Origin of the sequence: Serratia sp. FS14, from assembly GCF_000695995.1 — a bacterium.
Lineage (GTDB): Bacteria > Pseudomonadota > Gammaproteobacteria > Enterobacterales > Enterobacteriaceae > Serratia > Serratia nematodiphila.
The window spans coordinates 5,142,617-5,166,835 of the sequence record NZ_CP005927.1; the positions used below are offsets into that span (position 1 = coordinate 5,142,617).

Genomic DNA, 24,219 nt, shown 5'->3' on the forward strand with positions numbered 1-24,219 from the left:
ATTTCACCGCCCGTGGCTTAGAAATCGACACTGCCGCGCAGCACCACCTCACGCGGTTCCCCCACCGCCACGCGCAAATTGCCGCCGCTGGACGGGTAGTAGGTTTTATCGAACAGGTTCTTCACGTTCAGTTGCCATTTCACCCGATAGCCGTTGATCGGCATGGTGTAAGCGGCGAACGCATCGGCAACGGTGTAGTTATCCAGGTAGAAACTGTTGGCAGCGTCACCCGGGCGGCGCCCTACGTAGCGCGCGCCGGCGCCAATGCGCACCTCATCGCCGCTGTAGAGACCCGGGCTGCCCAGGTTTTGGGTCAGGAACAGCGAGGCGGTGTGGCGCGCCACGTTGGTCATCTCTTTGCCCTTGTTGTCCGGATCGTCCACCACCCGTGCGTCGGTATACGCATAGGAACCGATCAGGCTCAGCGAGTCGGTGAGATTACCGGCCACGTCCAGCTCCACGCCCTGCGAACGCACGCGCCCGGCGGTGCGCGTCACGGTTTCGCCCGCCACCAGCTCACTGACCATCACGTTGCGCTTGGTGATGTCGAACAGCGCCAACGTGCCGGTAACACCGTTCGGCAGCGCCAGCTTGCCGCCGACTTCCCACGACTTGCCCTGCTCCGGCGGCAGCGAATCAATCTGGGTGGCGATGGAAGAGTTCGGCTTGAACGACTCGGTATAGCTGCTGTACAGCGACACGTAAGGCGTCAGCTTGTAGACCACTCCGGCGCGCGGCACCAGCTTGCCGTCCGAGCTGTCGGTATTGGTCTGGAACGGCCGCCCCTTGCCGGCATAGACGTCGAAAGCGTCGTAGCGCAGCCCGCCCATCAGCAGCCATTTATCGGTTAGCTGGATGGAATCCTGCATAAACCAACCGTAGCTGGTGAGGTTTTCCCGCTGGTCGCTGTCTTTGGCGCTGACCGCCGTCGACGGCGGCATCAGGCCGTATACCGGATGATAGATATTGAAATCTTTGTTCTTTTTACCGCGGATCATGTCGCCGCGGTAGGTGCGGTTATCTTCAAAATCGAAGCCGAACAGCATCTGGTGGTTGATGCTGCCCCAGTCCACGTCGCCATTGAGCGTCAGCTGCACCGCGTTGGCGTGGCTGACGGCGTTGGCGGTCGAGTCGGCCTGGCGGCTCAATGCGCCGCTCTCCGGGTCCAGCGCCGTGGCGCGCGCCTGGTTGTCGCTGTAGCTGTTGCGGCTGTAGGCGTAGGTCAGCGAGCTTTTCCAGCGCTCATTGAGCGTTTGATCGATCTGCAGGGTGACGCTGTCCTGATCGCCGCGGGTGGCGTTATAAGCCTCGTCGAAACGGCGATCGCGCGGCGTATTCACCGGTTTGCCGGTGCGCGAATCGATAATGGTGCCGCGATCGAACGGCACCAGATATTCCATATGTTCATAGGCCAACCGCACGGTGGTGTTCTCGCCGTACCACATCAGCGAGGGCGCGATCACCGTCTGGCGATTGCGGCCAAAGTTGCGCCAGTAATCGGTTTCATCGTGATCGACGATCATCCGATAGGCAAACCCCGACGTGCCGAGCGGCCCGGTAACGTCGAGCTGGCCACCGCCGCCGTTGAAACTGCTGCCCCAGCCTTCCACGTGGGTATGCTGCTGCAGCTGGGGCTTTTTGGTGATCATGTTGATCATCCCGCCCGGCTCGCCCATGCCGTACAGCATCGAGGCCGGCCCCTTGAGCACCTCCACCCGCTCGGTGGTCGGCGTAAAGTTGCGCGCCTGCACCGAGCGCACGCCGTCGCGCAGAATGGAGCCGTCGCGGTTGTCGCCGAAGCCGCGTTTCATTACCGCGTCCTGGGTGCCCCCCAGCGTGTTGGCCTGGGTTATGCCGCTGACGTTGTACAGCGCTTCGTCCAGGCTGCTGACCGCCTGATCGGTAATCACCTGTTGCGGCACCACGTCGATCGCCTGCGGCACGTTCAGCAGGTTGGTTTCGCTGCGGGTGCCGGTGACGCTGGTCAACGGCTGATAGCTCTGCACGCCGTCGGCGTCTTTGCGGCCGACCACCACCAGGCTCTCTTCCTGCGGCGCGGCTTTTTCCGCCGCCCACGCCGGCGATGTCGCGCAGGCTGCCAAAGGCAATGCGCACCACCAGCCGCGCTTGTTGTTATTCATTATCTAACTGACTCCAATAGGTCCCTGAAAAAGGTAACGGCAAAAACTGCTGATACAGCTGTTGGAAGGTCTGCTGCGGGTTGATGTCGGCGAACAGATCCGGGTAAAACGCTTTGGCGAACATCTCGACCAGCACGACATGGTACGGGCTGAGGTAAAAGTTGTGCCAGACGCTCCAGGCGCGGTGGTTTTTCACCGCCTGCAGGCTGGCCAGCATCGGCTGTTTGGCGATCAGTTGGCGGAAGCTGTCGGCGGCCTCCTGTGGGCTGACCTGCGGCCCGAGACGCAGATCGGACAGCCGTTTGCCCTGCGGGCCGGCCATGCCGGTGGCGAGGTACACGTCAGGATTGGCGCTCAGAATGGTTTCCGGGTTCAGTTCGCCATACACCCCTTTGACGCTGGCGTTGGCGATGTTGTCGCCGCCGGCGAAGGTCAGCAGATCGCCGAGATTGCCGTGCGCGGCGGTGGTGCAACAGGTCTCGCGCCGCCCCAGATGCAGGTGCAGCATCACCTTGGGCTTCGGCCCCTGATAGCCCGCCAGGCGTTGCTGAATCACCGTCATATGCTGCTGATAAAACGCGATGAACTGCTCGGCGCGTTGCTGGCGATTGAGCACTTCGCCCAGCAGCCGCACGCTCGGCACGGTGTTGTTCAGCAGATCGATGCGCAGATCGACGTAGATCACCGCCACGCCGGCCTTGCTCAGTGCGGAAACCAGCAAATCGTTGTCGCCGTCTTCACGCGCGTAGCGCGCCAGGATCACCAGATCCGGCTTCAGCTGCAGCAGGCTTTCGATGTTGACCTGGCGAAAGTTATTGCCGCTAATGACGGGGATCTGGGCTATCTGTGGAAACTTCTGCGTATACAGCTGCCAGCTTTGCGCATCAAAGCGCGCCAGATCCGCCGGCCAGCCGACGATGCGCTGCGCCGGGTTGCCCGGCTCCAGCAGCGCCAGCGTATACAGCATGCGGCTCTCCCCCACCACGATGCGCTGCGGGTTGTCCGGCACCGCAACCTGGCGGCCGGTGATGTCGGTTACCGTCTTCGCCTGGGCGGAGAACATGCCGAACCACAGGGAAAGCAGCAGTAAAATGAGGGAATTGCGCATGATTGAGCCGAAACGGGGGAAATAGTGTGCGCATGATAATCACTCTCATTAGCACTTGCAATCCCACGCCGCAATTGCCAAAAGAAATCCGGGAAACGGTGCCGGGCATGCGGTGAAACACCGTGAAACCGCTAAAATAGCGGCTTTAAAAAGTTAAAAAAATGGCGGAAAAATCGGTTAAATAGGAGGGGGAAATAGCAAAAAAACCGGGAGACCTCCATGACTCAACGCATCATTCCGCTGTCGGAGTGCCCGCAGTTTGCCGATGTGTGCGCCGCCTGGGCTTTCGGGCAATGGGGTTCACAGCGCGGCGGTTCGCTGGCGCGCACCCAGCTGCGTTTCGCCCAATGCAGCCGGCCAAGCGACGATCACCTGACGCTGATGATGATCGACGGCGATCGTCCGGTCGGCATGGCCAGCCTGTGGCCCAGCGACGATCACCAGCGCCAGGATCTCACTCCGTGGCTGGCCGGCGTCTTCGTGCATCCCGATCACCGCCGCAAGGGCATCGCCCACCGTCTTGAAATGGCCATCGTCGAGGCGGCGCGGCAACGCCATCACTCGGTTCTGCATCTCATTACCGACAAGTCGGAAGCGCTGTACGCCGGCTGGGGTTGGCAACCTCTGGAGCGCCGGCGGCAGCATGACGAAGAGGTGGTGGTGATGGCGAAAACGCTGTAGCTAACGCGGCGTACAGACATACACCAGCGCCGGCGGGAAGTTGCGCACTACCCGCAGGCGCTTCCAGTGAAAATAGCGCGACAGCAATTTTTCCGACAGGTGGCTGTATTGGAACAACACCAGCGTGCCGTTGCGCGCCAGCAGCCGCTGCCGGGCCTGCTGAAGAATGCGCACGCTGATCCTGACCGGGATCGACAGCAGCGGCAGGCAGGAAAACACCACGTCGTAATCGGTGGCCATCCGGGTCGCCGAATGGCCCATCACCTGCAGCCGCCGATCGTCAATCCCGCGCAGCCGATGCACGAAATGGGGTTGGATCTCGAAGGCCTCCAGCGCCGCATCGGCGCGCATCCGCCCCAGAATACGTTTGGTCAACACCCCGTCGGCCGCGCCCAGTTCCGCGATCGACAGCGCCCGGGTCCATTCAACCTGATTCAGCATCGCCTGACACAGCCACGGGGAAGAAGGCGCCAGCGTACCGACGGTGCGCGGTGAAGCCATAAATTGCTGCAGGTAAGCGAAGTGATTCATCAGTTGCAGCCGAGTCGCATTTAACATTGAGGCCTCCTTGGGTTAAGCCCTCAATGTGAGCCGAATTTCTTAAGTAATCATTAACATGATTCCGAAAGCGGCAGACACAGTTGTAATAAAATGCAACCTCATCAACGGCACGCAAAGAAAAACGGCCGTAATAATGACCTGAGAATAAGTCGTTTATACACCGACTATTCAGATAATTATTGCGACCGTTTATTTTATTGGCCGCGTTGCCGCGGCCAGAGCGTAAAAAAACCAATGCTTAGCGATAAATTTCCGCATTGCCGCGCCAGTTGCTGGAATCCCCGGGGGTGTCCAGACCGATAATGCGATAATGGCTGGCGCCGTCCGCCGCGGCTTTTTCTTTAAGGGCGGTGATGGCATCATGCGGTGAGCCGCTAATGCCGGAAACCGACACGACGCCGATGCTTTGCAGATTGGCGGCCTGCTCGCTGTTGACCTGTTTCACCGACGACAGCGGCGCGGCGAAAGTGGAGAAAGAAGCGGCGGCGATCAATACGGCTGCGATGCTTGGGATAAGTTTCATGATTGACTCCAGGTGTTCTTGTTTATTAGCTCGTGGTCAGTGATGTTAATTATCCGCTAGCCAATGAAAACGGACGTCATGCAACGTAAAGAACATCAATCATTGTGAGGAGAATAAGGAGGAAGTGAGAGTGAGTGTGTATTTTCAGGCGGGAATGACTTTATAGACCTCACCTTACCCCTATTTGATGAACAATTAAAGACGGTGCGAGATAAAGCATGCGCGCCGCGTCTATTTAAGATTTTTTACCCGCCGGAGCGCGCTGAGCTACGCTGATTTTGTGGCTTACCCTTTTAAGGAAGAACGCTTATGTCGCAAAACCTGCTGCGCGTGCGTGACGGTCAGGGCGCGTCGGTCTCATTTTCCGAGCTGCTGTTCGATCTGATCTACGTTTTCGCCGTGACCCAACTTTCCCACTATCTGTTGCATCACCTGACGCTGACCGGCGCGCTGGAAACCCTGCTGCTGTGGTTCGCCGTCTGGCTGGCCTGGCAATACACCGCCTGGGTCACCAACTGGTTCAATCCGGATACCCGCCAGATCCGCCTGCTGCTGTTCGCGATCATGCTGCTGGGGCTGTTCGCCGCCGCCGCGCTGCCGCAGGCGTTTGGCGAGCGCGGCCTGATCTTCGCGCTGTTTTATGTCGCTATTCAGGTCGGCCGCTCCGCCACGGTATTACGCCTGCTGGCGCCTGGCCACCCGTTGAAACAAAACTTTCGCCGCATCCTCGGCTGGCTGTGCATCTCCGCCGTCTTCTGGATCGCCGGTGGGCTGGCGGAAGGCCATACTCGCCTGGCGCTGTGGGCGATCGCCGTCTTGTGCGAATACGTCTCGCCGATGTTCGGTTTTCGCCTGCCGGTGCTGGGGCGCTCGGACAGCAGCAGCGAATGGACCATCGAAGGCCACCATCTGGCGGAGCGCTGCCAACTGTTTGTGATCGTGGCGCTGGGGGAAACCATTCTGATCACCGGCGCCACCCTGAGCGAGATGGAAAGCTGGAGCCTGCCGGTGCTCATCGCTTCGCTGGTGGCCTTTCTCGGCAGCCTGGCGATGTGGTGGGTTTACTTCGACACCAGCAGCAAAGCCGGCAGCCACGCCATCAGCCAGGCGGAAAACCCCGGCCAGCTGGGCGCTTATTTCCACTACGTGCACGTCGCGCTGGTGGGTGCCATCATCGTCTGCGCCGTGGCCAACGAGCTGGTGATCGCCCATCCCGACGGCCGCATCCAACACGCCACGGCGGCGGTGCTGCTGCTCGGCCCGGCGATTTACCTGTTCGCCAACGCGCTGTATAAACGGTTGGTGTATCGCCGCTTCCCGCTGTCGCACCTGGTTGGGCTGCTGGCGCTGGCGGTATTGGCCCCCGCCGCCTATTTAACCGATCTGCTGATGGTCAATGGCCTGACGACGCTGATCATGGTGGTGGTGGCGGTGTGGGAGAGCATCTCGCGCGGCAGAGCGCCGCAGCGGCACGCGGAGACCTGAAGCAAACGGGGGCGTCACCACCCCCGCAGTGAGATTGATGACAAACCTCATGCCATTGCCGGGTTTGCAGAGAGCAGCGGATAAAAAACAAGGAAAATCAATTTGTTGATTTTCGGCTGATGGCCACAAAGGAGTAAAAACCACGTTTTTTCCTCCTTTGTCAACGGTCTGACGGGGGCGCTGTCGCCCCCTCTCGATCACTTCAAGGGGTGCGACAAGGTGAGCACCCAGAGCTCACTCAGCGACTCCGGCTGCTCCAGAGGGCGCAATTCGATACGGGCATCGGTTTTGTCGCCGTCGAGGCTCAACCGCCCTCCTTTCTCCAGCTGATAGTCACCGATTTTTTTGCTCTTTGGCGACGCATCCACCAGCTTCGCCTGCAAGCCGAAATCGTTGTCATTGATCACCGCCAGCGTGCGATCGTCGATCAGCGCCAACCCTTCCGCTTTCTCCTGGCGCCAGCCCAACTGGCGCAGATCCGCCACTTCCCGTTTCTGCGCCAGCTTCACGCCGCGTTTAGCCAGCTCTTGCGCATCGTCGAACTCCAGCGCTTTACCCTGGCCGTCAAACGTACTCAGATCGCTGGCCTGCGCGAGATCCACCAGATAGATCTTGTTGATCATCGTCTTATCTTTATCGGTTCCCTGTTCAATCAACAGGATGCGCTGGTTGTCCAACGCCACGACATCGCCAATTTTGGCGTCCTTGGCTTTTTTATAGCGGTCGATATCGATGGGATAGCCATACATCGCGGTTTTGCCACTGCGCGGATCGAAGCTCACCAGCCGGGTAAACTGCGCCTTGTTTTTGCTTTTGCCATCGACATCCAACGTGCTCTGCACCGCCGCCAGAATGCGCCCGTCCGGCATCCGGGTCAATCCTTCAAAACCGCGGTTGGGCTGACGCCACTTCAGGATGTTCGGCAAACCGCCCGCCACCGCCTGTTCGCCGGCCTGCGGCGTTGGGCCGTATTTGGCGAGGATGTTACCTTTGCCGTCGATATGGATCAGAAACGGGCCGTACTCATCGCACAGCCAGTAACCGCCGTTGCCGTCACTGGTAATGCCCTCGGTATCCAACCCACGGCGATCGCCGGGCAGCGGCTGCAACGCGTCGTTCAACGCCACTTCGTTCGTGGAACCAATCAGCTCGCTCGGCAGCGGCAGTCCGCTAATCGGCCCTTTTTCGTCATGCAAAGGCCGCGCATTCTCGGCCACGGCCTTGCCGCCGCCGATACGAATGTCCATCAACAGAGGCGTGAATTGCGGATTGGCGAAAATCTTGGCCTCTTGCTTGCCTACCGCCGGGGCATCAGCATTCGGGCCGCGATCGGTCAGCGTCGTCAACACCAAATCGTCGCCCTGCTTCTTGTTGAACATCAATCCGGAGCCGATCCCTACCGGCAATCCCTGCGGGAAATGCCTGGCGAACGCCCCCTGATAGGCGACGCGTTCCCCGCCGGGGAAGCCGACCACATAACGCGCCACCTCAATATCTGCAGCGTAGGTGAATACCGGAAACAGCGAAGCCAACAGCAGGGAGAGCGATTTTATTCTCATGTTTTTTACCCGAGGTTGAATGAAGCGTTATCAGGCAGAAGAAGATATTAATTTAGCATGACACTTAGATGACAACAGGCGCTTCGTCAAATGCAAAACAAGCAATAAGGTTGGCTGGCAAATAGAAATTAGCAATTAACCTGAGCGTATTGAATGGAGAAAACCGCTGGAAAAAACCGCCCGAAAATAGCCCGCCATTTTGCTTAGGGTAAATTCTTATAGCAAAGATAAAAAAATCGGCAAACGCGCGTCGGCACGTGGAAAAACGGTGTTTTTCTCATAGACAAAATAAAATGTCAGGGATTTAATACCGCCGTTATTCAAGGTGCATTAAGAAAATTCTATAGAATATCTGCATGAACTCAAAAAGCTGTTCTATAGTTTTTAGTGCTAACGCCCGTTAGTCTATTCCGCAGGATGGAATCTATGTCAAAGCGACTTTTTGCTGAATTTTTTGGCACATTTTGGTTGGTGTTTGGTGGTTGTGGTAGCGCAGTATTGGCAGCGGCATTCCCACAGCTGGGTATTGGTTTCCTCGGCGTCGCGCTCGCTTTCGGTCTGACCGTGGTGACGATGGCCTATGCCGTCGGCCATATTTCCGGCGGGCATTTTAACCCGGCCGTCACCGTCGGCTTATTCGCCGGCGGCCGTTTCGCGGCGAAAGACGTTATTCCTTACGTTATCGCTCAGGTCATCGGCGGTATCGCCGCAGCGGCGGTGCTGTATTTGATCGCCAGCGGCAAAGCCGGTTTCGACGCCACCGCAGGCGGCTTCGCCTCCAACGGTTACGGCGAACACTCACCGGGCGGTTATTCTCTGCAAGCCGCGATCGTGATTGAGCTGGTTCTGACCGCCTTCTTCCTGATCGTTATTCACGGCGTGACCGACAAGCGCGCGCCGGCAGGCTTTGCCCCGCTGGCGATTGGCCTGACGCTGACGCTGATCCACCTGATCAGCATCCCGGTGACCAACACCTCCGTCAACCCGGCGCGCAGCACCGGCGTAGCGATCTTCCAGGGCACCTGGGCGCTGCAGCAGCTGTGGGTCTTCTGGCTGGTGCCGCTGGTCGGCGGCATTATCGGCGGCCTGATCTACCGCTGCCTGCTGGAAGACAAAAAATAAGCGTATCGCAGTCAATCGCGTTTCACGGGGCAGCCTTCATCAGCTGCCCCGTTGCTTTCAGCCCTTCGTCACTTCAAACATCATGATGTCGCTGGTAAAGGAGCCGTCCGGCTGAATGGCGAAATGCGCCGCCACCTCCTGCGACACGCTTTGCTGCAGCGCGCGGATCGCGGTGACGAAATGCGCCGGCGTGCGCATGCGCGCCACCCAACTGCCGAACTCCAGCATCAATCGATCCGCCGTCACTTCGCGTACCATCAGCCCGGCCTCGGTCAGCAACGTCAGCCACTCGCCCGGCGCATAGTTGCGCACGTGCGAGGTGTCGCGCAGCACTTCCACGGTTTGCAGGTAGATATCCAGCAGCGGATGCCCCGGCGAGACCACGTCCATAAAGATCGCTCTGCCGCCCGGTTTGAGTACCCGCCTGACCTCCCGCAGCGCCTGGCCGACGTCGTGCCAGTGGTGCGCCGAATAGCGGCTGATGACCAGATCGAAGCTGGCGTCTTCAAACGGTAAAGACTCCGCCACGCCCTGCTGCTGCTGAATGTTATTCAGGCCTTTTTCCGCCGCCGCCTGCTTCACCACCGCCAACATTTGCGCCGACAGATCGTAGGCCACCACCTGCGCCACCCTGGCAGCCGCCGTGAAGCTGGCATGCCCGGCGCCGCAGCCCAGATCGAGCAGGCGCGCGCCGGCGTGCGGTTCCAGTAACTGTGCAAGGCGTTGCAAATCCTTGCCCTGCGCATGCACCGCGCTGGTTAAGTAGGCGTTGGCCTGCTCGCCGAACTGCCGGTCTACCGCATTGTTATGGCTGTTGCTGTTGCTGTTGCTCATGTTTGCTCCCGTTATTATCCGGCTTGCGCCTGTGCCTGAAGGCTTTCGGCTACTATAATCAGGCTACTATACGGGTACAATATGAGCAGTTATCCTGGTATAAATAGGTACCATGCTATGTCATCAGAAGCCTTATCCGGGCCAAAGGCCCTCGGCGCGTTTCTGCGGGCGCACCGCGAACGCATCACGCCGGAAATGATCGGCCTGCCCAGCTCTTCGCGCCGCCGCACCAGCGGCCTGCGCCGCGAAGAGCTGGCGCAAATCAGCGGCATCAGCGCCACCTGGTATACCTGGATCGAACAGGGCCGCGAGGTATCCATTTCCCCCTATACGCTGGCACGCATCGCCAAGGCGCTGCGGCTCGGCCCGGCCGAACGCCATTACCTGTTTACCCTGGCGCGCATCGCCGACCCCGAGCAGGAAACACACCGCGAAACCGCCAACGACGCGGTGCTGCAAAGCGTGCACCAGATGACGGTGCCCTGCTACCTGCTGGACGTGACCTGGAACGTCGTCGCTTGGAACCCGCAGGCGGCGGCGCTGTTCAGCGGCTGGCTGGATGTGGCCAACAGCCCCAACCTGCTGCACTTCATGTTCTTCCACCCATTAGCGAAAACGCTGGTCAGCGATTGGGAGGAACGCGCTCGCCGCGTGGTGGCCGAGTTTCGCGCCGAGACCAGCCATCATCAAAATACCGAAGAGATGCGCGCCTTCGTGCGCAACATGACGCACAACAGCGCAGACTTTAATCACTGGTGGAAGCAACATGACGTCATGGCGCGCGAAGGCGGCGAACGCGCGTTCGAGCATTCTCGGCAAGGCACACTGCGCTATCGCCAACTGACCTTCCACCCGGCAGAGCACGCCGGTCTGAAGCTGGTGATGCTGATCCCGCTGCCGCAATTGGTAACAAATTCATAGGCAAGTTTACCCGCCATTTATTTATTGGTTCATGTAAACGCGCTAGGGTGATTAATATCGATGATAATGATCATCCAGCACCGTTATTTATCTCCTGAGGTACTCCTATGCAATCCGAAGAACAACGCCTTATCGATGGTCTGTTTGGCCGCCTGAAAGAAGCCGAGACCAAGACGGGCCCACGGGATCTCCAGGCAGAGCAGCAAATCAACCAGCATATTCGCGAGCAGCCTTCCGCCCCTTATTACATGGCGCAGGCGATGATCATTCAGGAAGCGGCGCTCAAGCAGATGGATCAGCGGGTCAAAGAGCTGGAGGCCCAGGTGGCGCAGCTGCAGCAAACCGCCAACGGCCAGCAGAGCAGCGGCGGCTTCCTGGCCGGTCTGTTCGGCGGCGGCAGCCGCACGCCAAGCCCGCGTGAACAGTATCAGGCGCAGCAGCAAAATACGGCGGCCTGGAACAACGCGCAGCAGGGGGGATACGCGCAGCAGCAGCCTGCCTATGCCCAACCGCAGCAGGCGGCGCCTTCGCGCGCCGGTGGCTTCCTGGGAGGCGCCTTGCAAACGGCGGCGGGCGTCGCCGGCGGCGTGGTGTTGGCCGACATGCTGACCGGCATGTTCCGCCATTCGCAACCACAGGAAATCGTGAATATTATCGAGGAAACCCCGGCACCGCTGGACGACAGCGCAATGCGCAATTTCGACGCCTCCAACAACCTTGATACCTTCAACAACGGCGATGGTGGCAGCTTCCTGAACCAGGACAACGGCTTCCAGAACGCCAGCTATCAGGACGACACGGACTACGCCGACGACGATTATAGCGACGACGACGACTCCTTCCTGTAATCCCCTTCGCCCCCTCTCACCCGCAGAGGGGGATTTCCCGTTTCGCCAATCTGGTCTACAGTGAATACTGTTCATTTATCCAGCAGAGAGAAACGATGACAAGCTTTAATCCTTCCACCCCTTTCTTCAGCGAACGCCTGCAGATGCGCCCACCGGTGATGGCGGATCTCGCGCGTTTCTACGCCATCTTCGGCGATCCGCAAACGCAGCGTTTCAACCCCGCCGGCCCACTCACCAGCGAAGCGCAGGCCGCATCGGCGCTGCAAGAAAGGATTTCCGGGTGGCAACAACACGGTTACGGTTCCTGGGCGATCGCGCTGCGCGAACGGCCGGATTGGATTATCGGCTTTGGCGGATTGTCCCGGAAACCGCTCGGGGCGCAGCGCACCGTGAACCTCGGCTATCGCTTCGACACCCGCGTGTGGGGCATGGGATTGGCCACCGAGATGGCGCGGGCGTCGCTGCAATACGGTTTTGTCGGATTGGCGCTGGAGGAGATTTCCGCCATTGTGCGTGCGGAGAATCAGGCTTCGTGGCGAGTGCTGGAAAAGATCGGCATGCAGCGGGTGGATACGCTGGATGACGTGCCCGGCGCGGCGCCGAGCCTGGTGTATACGCTAAAGCGCGGCGACTATCAGGGCTGATCGTCGCTGATTCTGGCCAATGCCATGCGATAAGATTTGACCTTCTTACGCTTTTTCAGCCAGGTGGTGGTCGACACGATGAACACCGCGCCCGACATCGCCAACACGCCGGTCGGGTGGCCGTAAAACACCATCAAGGCAAAGTAGACGGCGGAAACGATCGCCACCCATTTCGCCGTATTGCCCATGTCGTTTTTCTCTTGGGTCAAACGGCGGATGTGCTCTTCTTCACTGATTCCCATACGCGCTCCTTGTTGGCTGAATGACCCATTATATGGAGCTGGAGTGCTGATATTTCAAGCGGTTGGATGGTAAAGAAGCGTAAAGCTCAGGCCGGCGGCTCCCGCCGCCGAGGCAGATAGCGCCCGGGCTGGTCGGCACCCGGCAGGCCGCTGCCGTCGTTGCGGCCAAACAGCCGGTAGCGATTGCCGGCGACCGCATCGTAGATCTTGTCCGCCAGTCGCGGCGGCAGGCAACGCGCCAGCGCCAGCGCGCGGTATGGCCAAGCCAATTGGCGCAGCGCCTGAAACAACGCCGCCGAACGCAGCCAACAGCGCCCCTGCTCAACATAGACCACGGAATCGAAACGATCGGTCGGCAACCCCAACGCCAGCAGGATTGCCTGTCCTTCGACGGATTGCACCGTTGCCAACAGAATGCGCCGCTGCCGATCGGCGCGAATAAGGTCTCTCACCAGCCCGTGACACAGATTGCATTCGCCGTCGAACAACAGCACGCGATCGCCGGGCTGGAGATAAGGCAGCTGTGATAAAGGGGTCATCCCGCCTCCCGAAAAACGCTCTCCTTAGCCTAACGCGCCTGGCGCGCCCAGGCCAGAGCGGGATGACAGGGCCCGTTAAGGTGCAGGCGGTGCGTCAGGCACGGCCACCACCGCGATGCGCACTTCATAGTGTTTGGCGGTGCCGGCCGGGATCACCGCCGTCAGTTTGTTGATGGTTTCCACCGGATTGTCGCTGGCCGAGGTGGCGCAGAACAGCTCACCGCCGTGGCAGAACCCCGGCTTGGGCGGGTGCCCGCCCGGGAAAGGCGGCATGCGCATCGGCGCATCCATCAAAGGCGGCAACGCGTTGGCCGCAGGCTTCTCAGGCGCCGACATCGCGCTCGCGCTGAACAATAGCGCCATGCCCATGCAGGGCAGCGCCAGGATCTTGATTGCTTGTTTCATTGAATTAGCCTCATTTGCCGGGTTCGGGATTACGCTACCCCGCCCCCGGCCAATGAGAAAGCCGCTTTTCGCTACCTTTTCGCCCCGCTGCGCTTTGCTTACATCCCGCGTCTAACGTGATGAAAGGCGAAAGGTTGAGTAAAGGGCCGTCGCGTTACTTACCGTTGGTCAGCGTGTTGTAGCTGGTCATCAGATTGCGGTAGTCCGGAATATGGTTGGAGAACAGCGTGCCCAGGCCTTCGATATCGTTGCGCCAGTCGCGGTGCAGTTCGCAGGCGACGCCGAACCAGGTCATCAACTGCGCGCCGGCGGCCTCCATGCGGCTCCAGGCCGACTGACGGGTCAGCTCATTGAAGGTGCCGGAGGCGTCGGTCACCACAAACACTTCGAACCCTTCATTGAGCGCAGACAGCGCCGGGAATGCCACGCACACTTCGGTCACTACGCCGGCGATGATCAGCTGCTTGCGGCCGGTGGCTTTTACCGCTTTGACGAAGTCGTCGTTGTCCCAGGCGTTGATCTGGCCAGGACGAGGAATGAAGGGGGCATCGGGGAATTGGGCTTTCAGTTCCGGCACCAGCGGGCCGTTGGGGCCGTTTTCAAAACTGGTGGTCAGAATGGTCGGCAGGTTGAAATACTTCGCTAAATCACCCAGCGCCAGCACGTTGTTTTTAAACCGATCGGGATCGATATCGCGCACCAGCGAAAGCAGCCCTGCCTGATGATCCACCAGCAATACGGCGGCCTGATCTTTGTCGAGGCGTTTGTAATTTGCAGTCATGGTTTTACTCCTGTGGGGTTTGATGTTGCGGATGAAATGCCCCGCCGGTGTGGCGGGGCGTTGAGGTTTAAGTGTGGCATCTGGAACCGAGAACACTTCCCGCCCCAGATGCCAAGGTTCAACCGGCGCTCGCTTCGGCGTTCATGCTGCCGAACTTGCCGCTGTTGAAATCGCGGAACGCCTGCTGGATTTCCGCTTCGCTGTTCATGACGAACGGGCCGTAGCCGACGATAGGCTCATCGATCGGTTCGCCGCTCAGCACCAACAGCGCGACGTCGTTGTTGGCTTCGATGGTGATCGAATCCCCCGCCCGGTCGAAACGCACCATCTGGGTTTCACGCACCACATCTTCGCCGTTAACCAGGATCGCGCCGTGCAGCATCACCAGCGCCAGCGTATGGCCTTCTTTCACCGTCAGCGTGGTGGTATGGCCGGCATTCAGCTTCATATCCCACACGTTGAGCAGGCTGAAAGTGCGCGCCGGGCCGGCATGGCCGCCGAAGTCACCGGCGATCACCCGCACCTGCCCTGCGCCGTCCGCCAGCGGAACCACCGGAATATCGGCATTCAGCAGCGTCTGGTAACCCGGCTCGGCCATTTTGTCCTTGGCCGGCAGGTTGACCCACAGCTGCACCATTTCCATGGTGCCGCCGTTGCGCGAGAAGTCCCGCGAATGGAACTCTTCGTGCAGGATGCCGGAGGCGGCGGTCATCCACTGGACGTCGCCGGGGCCAATCACCCCGCCGCTGCCGGTCGAGTCGCGGTGTTCCACTTCGCCCTGATAGACGATGGTCACCGTTTCAAACCCGCGATGCGGGTGCTGACCCACGCCACGGGTGCCGGAGGCGGAACGGAATTTGGTCGGCGCCGCGTGATCCAGCAGCAGGAACGGGCTCATTTCCGCCCCCAAATCGTTATAAGAGAACAGCGAATTCACCAGGAAACCGTTACCGACCCAGTGTGCTTCCGGGCTGTTGTGAATACCGAGGATTTTTTTCATCTTGAACTCCCGTTTCAGACCTCACGGCCTTAAGTTGATGTCAGAAGTTTAATCCGCCGGGGTTTGCTGCAGTAGTAGGCAAGATGTACACTCAGCGTTCTACTGATAGAACGATAAGGGATACGATGCTGACCGATCTGAACGATCTGTTTTTCTTCGCCAGCGTGGTCGATCACCAGGGATTCGCCCCCGCCGGCCGGGCGCTGGGCATTCCCAAATCCAAGCTCAGCCGCCGCGTGGCGCTGCTGGAAGAGCGGTTGGGCGTGCGCCTGATCCAGCGCTCGACGCGGCGTTTCTCGGTGACCGAGGTCGGCCAAACCTATTACGCGCACTGCAAGGCAATGCTGGTGGAAGCGGAAGCGGCGCAGCAGGCGATCGAGCAGACGCGCGCCGAGCCCTGCGGCACGGTGCGCATGTCCTGCCCGGTGGCGATCCTGCACACCCGCGTCGGCAGCATGGTGGCGGCCTTTATGGCCGATTATCCCAAGGTGACGGTGCATCTGGAGGCCACCAACCGCCGGGTGGACGTGGTGGGGGAAGGGTTGGATCTGGCGATCCGCGTGCGGCCGCCGCCGCTGGAGGACAGCGATCTGGTGCTGAAAATCCTGGCGCAGCGCACCTGGTGCGTCGCCGCCAGCCCGGCGCTGGTGCGCACCCTCGGGCCGGCGCACACGCCGGAAGACCTGCGTAAATACCCGACACTCGATCTCGGCCCCGCGCGCGGTCAGCACCAATGGCGGCTGAGCGGCCCGCAGGGTGAACGGGTGGAGTGGGAGCACACGCCGCGGCTGGTCACCGACGACATGCTGATGCTGCGCACCGCTGCCATCGCCGGCGCCGGCATCGTCCAACTGCCGGCGATGATGATGCGCGACGACATGCTGCGCGGCGAGCTGGTGCAACTGTTGCCGGGCTGGCAGCCGCAGGGCGGCGTGGTGCATGCGGTTTACCCGTCGCGCCGCGGCCTGCTGCCGGCGGTGCGGCTGCTGCTCGACTATCTGGGCGAGCAATTCGCCAGCATTGAAGAAGAGTGATCAGGCGGTGATTTCGATCGCGTTGCCGTCTGGATCGCGAATGACGGCCTCGTAGAAGCCGTCGCCGGTCCAGCGCGGCGCGGACAGCAAAATGCCCTCCTGCTGCGCGCGCTGCGCCAACCGATCGACCTGCCGCTCATCCCCGAGCGACAGCGCGATGTGCGCCCAACCGACCCGCTCCTCCTGCTCCTGCGCCGGCAGCAACGTCGGCACGCGCATGATCTCCAGCGACGGCCCGGCCGCCAGGCTGACGAAGCGGGAAACGAACCCCGGCCGGTTGCGGCTGACATACTCCTCCCCCGCGGCACCATTGAAATAGCGCTGCCAAAATGCCAGCTGCGCGTCGATGTCACGGGTCCACAGGGCAACATGGGCTATTTTCATCATCATTCTCCGGTCGGTAAATCGCTGTGCCAAACCTGGCCGCCGCCCTGCGCCACCTGCAGCTCAAGCTGCGGGTGCGCGCCGCGCGCCGTCACCAGATGATCCACCCGCCCGGCGGGCAGGAAGGGGTAAGGGGCGTAGGTATTGAGCTTGTCGCGGGTGCACAGCACCGCCACGCTGCCGGCGCGCGTCAACAGCCGCTTTTTAAAGGTGGCGTCCTGGTAGCTCAGCGCGGAGAAGCCGCCGGCCGGGTCGTAGGCGCAGATGCCGGTAAACACCAAATCGAAATGGAAACCGTCGATCTCTTCCGCGGCCTTGGCGTCCACGCAGCCGCCGACCTGCGCATCCAACTCGCCGCCGATCAGGATGGTGCGGATCCCCGGCCGCTCCAGCATTTTGCCGGCGATGCTCAATGCATTGGTCACCACCGTCAAACGCCGGTCGCGCGGCAACAGATCCGCCAGATACAGGTGGGTGCTGCCGGCGTCGAGGAAGATCAGCTGTTCTTCACCGATCACCCCCAGCGCGGTCTGCGCCAGCGCCAGCTTCTCGTCACCGCTGAGCGCAATGCGCGCCGCAACGGGCCCCTCGGCCGGCGTCGGCGCCAACGCGCCGCCATAGATGCGCTTGCACAGGTTTTGCGCCGCCAGCTGGCGCAGATCGCGGCGGATGGTCGCTTCGGTGGTGTTCAGCCGCTGCGCCATCTCCAGGGCCAGCACCCGCCCCTGTTGGCGGAGCGTGTCAAGAATGGCCTGGTGACGCTCATTCGGTAACAGTTTGGACATCATGTCAATCCGGTGACGCTAAAGTGATCACAAATGTACACAAACAAACACAAACGTACAATACAGGGCGGAAGAAAAATCGCCGGGCAGGATTTTCGCCTGCGGGATGTTGGCTATACTGAGGCAAGCGAAGTTACCGCAGACGTAACGGCTTGGACGCTAAGGGAAAACGATGTTATTGACGATCGCAAGGTGGCTGTTTCAACTCCCCGGGAAGCTGTTCGGGCTGATTTTCAAAAATCGCCTGAGGATATTTTTGTTCTTCATGCTGGTCGCCGTTGGGGTGCTCGGCGCCAAGCGCTATCTGCGCGCCCACCAATATGACGACGAGTTCAGTCTCGCCGCCCCCGCCGATTACAATCGCGCCATCAAGCGCGAAATGCCGCTGCGGGAGGCGCGCGAACAGTGCGGCGGGCCGCTGCATGACAATGCCGGGCAGCCGTGGCCCGCTTCAGCGGGTTATCTGCATCAGCCAACGCGCCTGCCCGCATCCGGCCTGCATCGGCTGACGTTGGATAATCAGGGCAACGATTTCGCGGTACTGGTCAAGCTGGAAACGCCCGCCGCGCCGCAACAGCTGGCGGAAGTCTTTATTCCGCCCGCCGGCAGCTTCGAGGTGAAAATCAATGCGAACGCGGAACACGTGATGAAAATCAAGAATATCAAGACCGGCTGCATGTTCCGCTCCCGGCCGTTCAACCTGGATAAACAGCGTGATTGGCGCATGCCGCTGACGCTGCAGAAGGACGGCAGCCTGCAGCTGCAGCCGATAGGCGATCGCCAATTCTGAGCGGGCGCCGGGCAGCAGAGCCGGCGCCGCATAGGGTTACTTTTTCACCGGATGATCGCGGCGGAACAGTTCCCAGCTTTCAATTTCCTGCCCACTCGGCAAGGTACAGGTAGAATACTGGCCTGCCGCATTCTCTTTGGCGTTCAGCTTGCCGCCGATTTGGGTGCAGTACACGTCGGCCGGGTTCGCCATGCCGATCGGTTTCACCTGCGGCGGTGGCGGCGCATCGTTGGATTTCACGGAACACCCCTGCAACATCGTCATCCCTGCCAACAGGGAAAGCATCAACGTTTTTTTCATTTTTCCAGCTTATACAAAAACGAACGGCGGAGCGCTCCGCCGTTCTTTGATCATGAAATAAAGGATTTGCCCTGTTTCAGCACCAGATCGCAGGCTTTCTGTTTCACCTTCTCGGTGATCTGCGAGGTGCCCAGGCTGTTCAGATCCAGGCTCTTGCCTTCGCCGGTCTGCAGCAAGCCGCCCAGGCCCTGCTGATAATCCTGGCTCTTGGCGTTTTCGGTGCTGGTGATGCCCAGCTTGCTGAGCAGCTGATCTTTCACCCCTTCGGCACCGTTAGCCGACAGCACGTTGTTTTTCACGCAGTACTGCAGGATACCGGCGGCATTGGTCATGCTGCTGGAGCTCAACGCCTTGTCGCCGCCGTTCAGCAGGCCGGTCAACGAGGAGAGCGACATGCCGCCGCTGCTGTCGCCGCCCGACTTGCTCAGTTCGCCCGCCGCGCTGCTGAGGGAATCCATCAGCCCGGCGGCCTGGGTGGCGCCGCTGGCCAGGGTCGCGGACAGCGCCAAAGCCAGCAATAAACGATGTTTGGTGATCATAGTGGTGAAACTCCTGTCATAACGGCATGCAATCGGCGCAGCGCGCCGGGATACCTCTCCGACGCCGCCTGCGGCGACAAGTTTCTTTTATCTCGCCGCCGCGCCGTTTTTCGGAATTCAGGAAGTTTAGAACTGCCAGCGCAGCCAGGCGAAGAACACGTTGCCGTTGTTATAGGTGCCGGGAATGTAGGTCGCCTGGAACGTCAGCCGCTGATAGCCGATAGAGGCCAGCGGCAGCGGCGCCGGGATAGGGATGTAATTCCAGTTGTCGCGCGCGGTGACGCTGGCGGTGAAGCCCAGCCCCAGGCGGAAATCCTTGTCATCCAGCGGGCGCCAGATCTTCTCGTAGGCGTAGCCGCCGATCGGCTCCCATTTGTTGAAGGAATCCTTGAACGCCATGATGTAGATGCCGTGCCAGTCACCGTCGCTGTCGTAGCGGGAGATGCCGTAACCGGCGCCCCACGGGCGTTCGTTGTACTTATCGATATGCTCATCATCATAAGTCCAACGGTTGTGCCAGGTGATGGCCGGGATATAGAGATCGTGGTTAGGCGAGTTGTTCCAGGTCTCCGCCACGTTATGGGTAAAACGCTGCCATAGACCCGGTTTTTCAGCCTGCGCGGTATTGCCACTTTCTGTACCAACCTCAGCGTAAGAAGGCAGTGCAGGAAATATCAACGCCAGAGAACATGCCAAAAGAGTCCGTTTGAGAAACATCGTAAAGCTCCTGTAAAAATACGGCCGCAGATTTTTACCGATAGCCCAGGCAAGATCAAGCTGTATCTAATTTATCCAACGCCCGTTGTGCTTTGGTTAAGTTTAGCACCAGAAAATTCCCGATAACTTTTAACAGGCTGCACCGGCCTGCGTATGCTATCGCCTTTCGGGCGGCAAAGCCGTGGGAAAAGTCCGCTTTGTCGCACACGACTCGCGGGCAAGGTGCTTGACCAACACATCGACATCGAGACGATTCACAAACTCCAGGGAATAAGAGGAATAGAGACCGAACAGGCGATTTTGGTGCCCGACCACCACCAGATCGATACCGGCCTGATGAATGAAATCGCTGACGTCCTTAAAGCGCCGGATAGTGACGATTTCCTTGACTGCAACCGGCGCCTCGACGGCGCTCACCAGCCGGCTCAGCATCGCCTTGGCGGCGATCACCTCCTGCGCCTGGCGATCTTTGACCAGCGCATCGCTGCCGTACTCCAGCTCCGCATAGTCGGCGTTAAGGTGGCCGACGGTGATGGCGATCGGCAGCCCACCCACCATCGCCACCGTTTTACGCAGCAACGGCAGCCCATCGCGCTCATCGTGAATCAGTACCAGAATGTGTCGATAGCTTTTCATCGCTCTTTCCCCCGTCAGTCAGTGCCACTGGGGCACCACCCTCTTTGGTAGGTATACGCCATCTGCGCGCACGTAGAGAAAAGTTTACGTATCACTTCCCACGGAATGTGATGGCTACCACGATATCTTAGCCCCCGTGGCGGCGTATTTTAACGCCGGCCCGACGCGGCGCGCATTGCGGCATCTGTAAAGCAAAACTGACAACCATGACCGAATAAAAAACCTCATTGTTAATTTTTGTTTTAATTGGTTGCTGGAAGGTTTCTTTAAATAAGCGTGCGGCGGATCACCAAAATGCACCTTTACGTCAGCGTCGGTTTTTCTTTCTCAGACTCACAGCCGGGTGCCGCCTGGCAGGATTTAACGCGGCATCAAAAGTACCGGGTAACTCCCCCTGCGTCATGATAAATGCCAACGCGGCGCCGTTTCTCTGCTGATATTCCATCAAGGAAAAATACCGCCGCACGCCAATACGCAATACCCCTACTTTTTATGTATTACTTAATCGCGTAAAGCGCCGAATACAAACCGCCTATTTTCCGGCTGCCAACCCTATCTTGAACAAGCCGACACTTTAAATAACTGTTAATGCTAACGACACAACATCGCCAGCAATTTATTTTTGCTGATTTTCGCCTGACAAAATAAAGATAAATAATCCGGAGCAATCAATGAAAATAACTATCGGGTCATTCATTCTGCAACAGCTTCACGCCCTGAACGTCGATCGTATTTACGGCGTGCCCGGCGACTATAACCTCAGCCTGCTGGAGCTGTTGGAAAGCGACGAACGGCTGGCGTTTGTCGGCAACTGCAATGAATTGAACGCCTCCTACGCCGCCGACGGCTACGCACGGATGAAAGGCGCCGGCGCGCTGATCGTCACCTACGGCGTCGGCGATCTGGCCGCGCTGTCCGGCATCGCCGGCGCCTATGCCGAATCTTCGCCGGTGGTCTGCATCGCCGGCACGCCGCCGCTGCACGCGATGAAGAATCATCAGCTATTGCACCATACCCTGGGCGACGGCAATTTCGACAACGTCATGAACTGCTTTAAACAATTCACCGTCGCTCAGGCTCTTATCACGCCGGAAAATGCCGCGCAGGAAATTCCACGCGTTATTTCTCGCGCCTGGATAGAGAAGAAACCGGTGTATTTACAGCTGCCGTCTGATATTTGCGACGTCGAAATTGAAATCACCGCAGCCGCAGCAGCGCCGCAATTGCCGGCGAGCGATAAATACAATGTGCAATTGGCGGCAATGGCGCTGTTAACCAAAATAAAACGCGCGCAGCGCCCGATCATATTGGTCGACCAAATGGTGGATCGCTACCAGTTGCAGCAGTTGGTTATCGATGTCGCTCACCGCTTCGCCATACCGCTGACCAATATGCCAACCGCCAAATGCATTATCCCGGAAAACACCGCCGGCTGGATGGGCGGCTACAGCGGCAACCTGTCGCGCCCCGAATTGTATGAACGCATGGCCCACTCAGACTGCGTGCTGAGTTTCGGCGTGCGTCTGGTGGACTCCACCACCGGCTATTTCTCGCAGCAAATTCCCGCCGCCGCTCAGGTGGATATTCAGCCGTTCTCGATGACGTTGGACAACACCTCCTACCCGGCGGTAGCGACGGCGGATCTGCTGCAGGCGCTGCTGGATCTGAGCGAAGACGCGCCGGCGCAGCTTTTATCACCGCTGGCCGATCCGCGTGACAAGCTGGCGACGCCGAGCGACGCGCCTATCGACCAGGCCTATCTGTGGCGGCGCATCCAACGCTTCATCCGGGCGGATGACGTGGTGGTGGTGGAAAACGGCACCTCGGGAGCGGCCATCGGCGGCATGCGCATGCCGGGCGGCGTCAAGGTGGTCAACCAACCGATTTGGGGCTCGATCGGTTATACCCTGCCGGCGCTGCTCGGCACCCTGATGGCGGCCCCTGAGCGCCGTCACCTGCTGTTCATCGGCGACGGCTCCTTCCAGCTTACCGCGCAGGAAGTGTCCACCCTGCTGCGCTGCGAACAAAAGCCGATCATCTTCCTGATCAACAACGACGGTTACACTATCGAACGCTATATCCTCGGCGAAAACTCGTCCTACAACGACATCAGCCCGTGGGACTACGCCAAACTTCCGGCGGTATTGAATACCCAGGCGCAGCCGTTCAGCGTGGCGGTGGAAACCACACAACAGCTGGAAATGGCCCTGGAACATGCCTCGCGGCAGGATCGGCTGGCGTTTATCGAGGTGAAAGTGCCGATGATGGACACGCCGCCGGTGATGAAAGAGTTCTGCAACCGCTGCAACAGTTTTAACTTCGGCCTGACCAACCCGCGCCGCAGCGCCTGAGGCGCGATCATCGCGCCGCCGGTGGTTCAGGCCACCGGCGGCGTTTTTCATGCCGTTACCCGCCGGCGCGCGCCATGCAGCGCTGCCGGCGTTCATCCACCCGTTTGGCGAACCAGGCGGTGGTCAGCTTGCGGGTGATTTTCGGGCTTTCCAGCTGAATACCCGGCAGCATCTCACGCGGCAGCTTGCCGCCCGCCAACGCAAAGACCTTCTTATACAGGTCGGTATCGGCAAAGTCAGCCGTGTCGCCTTTCTCAAGCGCCCGGCGAATGGCGCTGTCGCTCATGTTCAGGCGCTTGCCGAGCGTACGCACCGCCAGCTCGGTGGAGCCGGGCTTGTCGCTGCTGAAATCGATCAGATCGCCGTCCAGCGCCAGCGGAATGGCGCTCGCCCGGCTGACCGCGTTTTGGAACGCCGCGTTGCGGCTGGCGTACCAGCCGGCGTTGAAGTCGGCAAAGCGGTAAATCGGCCGGCTGTAATCGGCCGGGTACCCCAGCAAATGCATAATGCCGAAGTACATGCCGCCGCGTCGGCTGAAGACTTCGCGCCGAATCGAACCGTCAACCGGATAAGGATACCCTTTGGCATGCGCCTCGGCGAAGGCGACGCTCACCTGCATCGGGCCGCCGGTATGAACCGGGTTCAAATGACCGAACAGCTTCTGCCCCATCGGCACGCGGTCGATCATGTCATCGAAGATATCGCTCAGATCCTTTTCAGTGCGCACCTTATCCAGGCGCTCGCTGTAGCTCTGGCCGTTCGACGACGAGATCTTCAACGCGGTATGCACCAAAAAGTTCGGGATGTGCATCTGATCGGCACGGCGGTCGATCTCTTTCCAGGCGATCTTCGGCAGCCCCGGCACCTGCGGGTTAGCCTGGAACGTCGACTCTTGTTCGGTCACCGCCAGCACCGAACACAGGTTCTCATCGCTCGGCTCGATGCCCTGCGCGGCGAACGCGGCGGTGATATCGGTGGCCCAGCCCTGACGATCGCCGGCATTGGCCGGGATCAGCGTCATGAGTCGCGCTTTGACGTCGGCGGGGCGCGCCGCCGGCGAGGTGGTGGTGGTTTTGCTGGTACAGCCCGCCAGCGCCAGCAGCGCGGCCAGGCTCAGCAAACGGAGGGGCTTCGGGTGGCATAAACGGCGTATCGGCATCTTTTCCCTGAACGTGATGACATGAACAGCACTGAAATTAGCCCAGCCGCCGCGCACAATCCAGTATAAAGATCTCCCCTCGCCTTTCCGTCAGGCCGCTATGTTCAAACGATCTATAAAGATGTATTTT

27 protein-coding genes are annotated in these 24,219 nt (G+C 59.8%); 9 read left to right on the forward strand and 18 right to left on the reverse strand.

Going from position 1 to position 24,219, the window contains the following annotated elements; genetic code table 11:
* Positions 1 to 17: 17 nt before the first annotated feature.
* Together L085_RS23580 and L085_RS23585 are read right to left on the reverse strand one after the other, a co-directional pair.
* A complete protein-coding gene (locus tag L085_RS23580; RefSeq protein ID WP_044031854.1) occupies positions 18 to 2,141 on the reverse strand; it encodes a TonB-dependent siderophore receptor in 2,124 nt (707 codons plus the stop codon).
* Positions 2,134 to 3,249 carry an ABC transporter substrate-binding protein gene (locus L085_RS23585; protein WP_044031855.1) on the reverse strand — a complete coding sequence of 372 codons (1,116 nt, stop codon included), beginning with the start codon at positions 3,247 to 3,249 and terminating at the stop codon, positions 2,134 to 2,136. Before L085_RS23585 ends, L085_RS23580 begins: the two co-directional genes overlap by 8 nt.
* 219 nt (positions 3,250 to 3,468) lie before the next feature.
* On the opposite strand from L085_RS23585, the gene L085_RS23590 reads away from it, so the two are divergent.
* The gene (locus L085_RS23590) at positions 3,469 to 3,930 is read left to right on the forward strand and encodes a GNAT family N-acetyltransferase (RefSeq protein WP_044031856.1); all 462 of its coding nucleotides are present in this window, start codon (positions 3,469 to 3,471) and stop codon (positions 3,928 to 3,930) included.
* Here L085_RS23590 and L085_RS23595 read toward each other — a convergent pair whose 3' ends face one another.
* Both L085_RS23595 and L085_RS23600 read right to left on the reverse strand, forming a co-directional pair.
* On the reverse strand, positions 3,931 to 4,488 hold the full coding sequence (locus tag L085_RS23595) for an rRNA adenine N-6-methyltransferase family protein (protein ID WP_033642027.1): 558 nt from the start codon (positions 4,486 to 4,488) through the stop codon (positions 3,931 to 3,933).
* 241 nt (positions 4,489 to 4,729) lie between these two features.
* Entirely contained in the window at positions 4,730 to 5,014 is a 285-nt protein-coding gene (locus L085_RS23600; protein WP_004940519.1) for a YdgH/BhsA/McbA-like domain containing protein, read from the reverse strand.
* A gap of 309 nt (positions 5,015 to 5,323) precedes the next feature.
* Here L085_RS23600 and L085_RS23605 point away from each other — a divergent pair, with 309 nt between their 5' ends.
* Positions 5,324 to 6,499: a low temperature requirement protein A gene (locus L085_RS23605; protein ID WP_033634036.1), complete on the forward strand. Its 1,176-nt coding sequence runs from the start codon at positions 5,324 to 5,326 to the stop codon at positions 6,497 to 6,499.
* Between the two features lie 197 nt (positions 6,500 to 6,696).
* On the opposite strand, the gene L085_RS23610 is transcribed toward L085_RS23605, so the two are convergent.
* Positions 6,697 to 8,058, reverse strand: a complete 1,362-nt coding sequence (locus tag L085_RS23610; RefSeq protein ID WP_044031857.1) for an esterase-like activity of phytase family protein — start codon at positions 8,056 to 8,058, stop codon at positions 6,697 to 6,699.
* A 426-nt stretch (positions 8,059 to 8,484) separates the two neighbouring features.
* Here L085_RS23610 and aqpZ point away from each other — a divergent pair, with 426 nt between their 5' ends.
* Entirely contained in the window at positions 8,485 to 9,180 is a 696-nt protein-coding gene (gene aqpZ, locus L085_RS23615; protein ID WP_004940529.1) for an aquaporin Z, read from the forward strand.
* A gap of 57 nt (positions 9,181 to 9,237) precedes the next feature.
* Here the strand turns inward: aqpZ and L085_RS23620 are convergent, their stop codons facing one another.
* On the reverse strand, positions 9,238 to 10,014 hold the full coding sequence (locus L085_RS23620) for a class I SAM-dependent methyltransferase (protein ID WP_044031858.1): 777 nt from the start codon (positions 10,012 to 10,014) through the stop codon (positions 9,238 to 9,240).
* A 117-nt stretch (positions 10,015 to 10,131) separates the two neighbouring features.
* Between L085_RS23620 and L085_RS23625 the strand changes: the two genes are divergently transcribed.
* The 3 genes from L085_RS23625 (at position 10,132) to L085_RS23635 (ending at position 12,427) form a co-directional block, all read left to right on the forward strand.
* Entirely contained in the window at positions 10,132 to 10,935 is an 804-nt protein-coding gene (locus tag L085_RS23625; protein ID WP_044031859.1) for a helix-turn-helix transcriptional regulator, read from the forward strand.
* Between the two features lie 107 nt (positions 10,936 to 11,042).
* On the forward strand, positions 11,043 to 11,783 hold the full coding sequence (locus tag L085_RS23630; RefSeq protein ID WP_004928461.1) for a DUF2076 domain-containing protein: 741 nt from the start codon (positions 11,043 to 11,045) through the stop codon (positions 11,781 to 11,783).
* Between the two features lie 95 nt (positions 11,784 to 11,878).
* Positions 11,879 to 12,427, forward strand: a complete 549-nt coding sequence (locus tag L085_RS23635; RefSeq protein WP_044031860.1) for a GNAT family N-acetyltransferase — start codon at positions 11,879 to 11,881, stop codon at positions 12,425 to 12,427.
* On the opposite strand, the gene L085_RS23640 is transcribed toward L085_RS23635, so the two are convergent.
* The 5 genes from L085_RS23640 to L085_RS23660 all read right to left on the reverse strand — a co-directional run bounded on the left by L085_RS23640 (position 12,418) and on the right by L085_RS23660 (position 15,394).
* On the reverse strand, positions 12,418 to 12,669 hold the full coding sequence (locus tag L085_RS23640; RefSeq protein WP_044031861.1) for a hypothetical protein: 252 nt from the start codon (positions 12,667 to 12,669) through the stop codon (positions 12,418 to 12,420). The genes L085_RS23635 and L085_RS23640 overlap by 10 nt on opposite strands.
* Positions 12,670 to 12,755: 86 nt before the next feature.
* Complete coding sequence (locus L085_RS23645) at positions 12,756 to 13,208, reverse strand: thiol-disulfide oxidoreductase DCC family protein (RefSeq protein ID WP_044031862.1); 453 nt, start codon at positions 13,206 to 13,208, stop codon at positions 12,756 to 12,758.
* 75 nt (positions 13,209 to 13,283) lie between these two features.
* A complete protein-coding gene (locus tag L085_RS23650; protein WP_044031863.1) occupies positions 13,284 to 13,613 on the reverse strand; it encodes a hypothetical protein in 330 nt (109 codons plus the stop codon).
* Positions 13,614 to 13,767: 154 nt separating this feature from the next.
* Complete coding sequence (gene ycaC, locus L085_RS23655; protein WP_004928476.1) at positions 13,768 to 14,394, reverse strand: isochorismate family cysteine hydrolase YcaC; 627 nt, start codon at positions 14,392 to 14,394, stop codon at positions 13,768 to 13,770.
* Between the two features lie 118 nt (positions 14,395 to 14,512).
* A complete protein-coding gene (locus L085_RS23660; protein ID WP_044031864.1) occupies positions 14,513 to 15,394 on the reverse strand; it encodes a pirin family protein in 882 nt (293 codons plus the stop codon).
* A 125-nt stretch (positions 15,395 to 15,519) separates the two neighbouring features.
* Here L085_RS23660 and L085_RS23665 point away from each other — a divergent pair, with 125 nt between their 5' ends.
* A complete protein-coding gene (locus L085_RS23665; protein ID WP_015376794.1) occupies positions 15,520 to 16,428 on the forward strand; it encodes a LysR family transcriptional regulator in 909 nt (302 codons plus the stop codon).
* On the opposite strand, the gene L085_RS23670 is transcribed toward L085_RS23665, so the two are convergent.
* Positions 16,429 to 16,812, reverse strand: a complete 384-nt coding sequence (locus tag L085_RS23670; RefSeq protein ID WP_015376793.1) for a VOC family protein — start codon at positions 16,810 to 16,812, stop codon at positions 16,429 to 16,431. It lies immediately after the preceding gene.
* Between the two features lie 2 nt (positions 16,813 to 16,814).
* Positions 16,815 to 17,597, reverse strand: a complete 783-nt coding sequence (locus L085_RS23675) for a DeoR/GlpR family DNA-binding transcription regulator (RefSeq protein ID WP_004940586.1) — start codon at positions 17,595 to 17,597, stop codon at positions 16,815 to 16,817.
* A gap of 172 nt (positions 17,598 to 17,769) precedes the next feature.
* Between L085_RS23675 and L085_RS23680 the strand changes: the two genes are divergently transcribed.
* The gene (locus tag L085_RS23680) at positions 17,770 to 18,387 is read left to right on the forward strand and encodes a hypothetical protein (protein WP_015376791.1); all 618 of its coding nucleotides are present in this window, start codon (positions 17,770 to 17,772) and stop codon (positions 18,385 to 18,387) included.
* Between the two features lie 36 nt (positions 18,388 to 18,423).
* On the opposite strand, the gene L085_RS23685 is transcribed toward L085_RS23680, so the two are convergent.
* The 4 genes from L085_RS23685 to L085_RS23700 form a co-directional block, all read right to left on the reverse strand.
* Positions 18,424 to 18,687, reverse strand: coding sequence for a DUF333 domain-containing protein (locus L085_RS23685; protein WP_004940597.1), 264 nt, complete (start codon positions 18,685 to 18,687; stop codon positions 18,424 to 18,426).
* Positions 18,688 to 18,737: 50 nt separating this feature from the next.
* Positions 18,738 to 19,226 (reverse strand): DUF2501 domain-containing protein, encoded by a 489-nt coding sequence (locus L085_RS23690; RefSeq protein WP_015376789.1) that lies wholly within the window; start codon positions 19,224 to 19,226, stop codon positions 18,738 to 18,740.
* Between the two features lie 126 nt (positions 19,227 to 19,352).
* Positions 19,353 to 19,943: a lipid IV(A) palmitoyltransferase PagP gene (gene pagP / locus L085_RS23695; RefSeq protein ID WP_015376788.1), complete on the reverse strand. Its 591-nt coding sequence runs from the start codon at positions 19,941 to 19,943 to the stop codon at positions 19,353 to 19,355.
* Positions 19,944 to 20,099: 156 nt separating this feature from the next.
* Entirely contained in the window at positions 20,100 to 20,579 is a 480-nt protein-coding gene (locus tag L085_RS23700; RefSeq protein WP_044031865.1) for a universal stress protein, read from the reverse strand.
* A gap of 671 nt (positions 20,580 to 21,250) precedes the next feature.
* Here L085_RS23700 and L085_RS23705 point away from each other — a divergent pair.
* Entirely contained in the window at positions 21,251 to 22,930 is a 1,680-nt protein-coding gene (locus L085_RS23705; protein ID WP_044031866.1) for a thiamine pyrophosphate-binding protein, read from the forward strand.
* A 55-nt stretch (positions 22,931 to 22,985) separates the two neighbouring features.
* Here L085_RS23705 and L085_RS23710 read toward each other — a convergent pair whose 3' ends face one another.
* Positions 22,986 to 24,089, reverse strand: coding sequence for a DUF1615 domain-containing protein (locus L085_RS23710; protein WP_044031867.1), 1,104 nt, complete (start codon positions 24,087 to 24,089; stop codon positions 22,986 to 22,988).
* Positions 24,090 to 24,219: the final 130 nt, after the last annotated feature.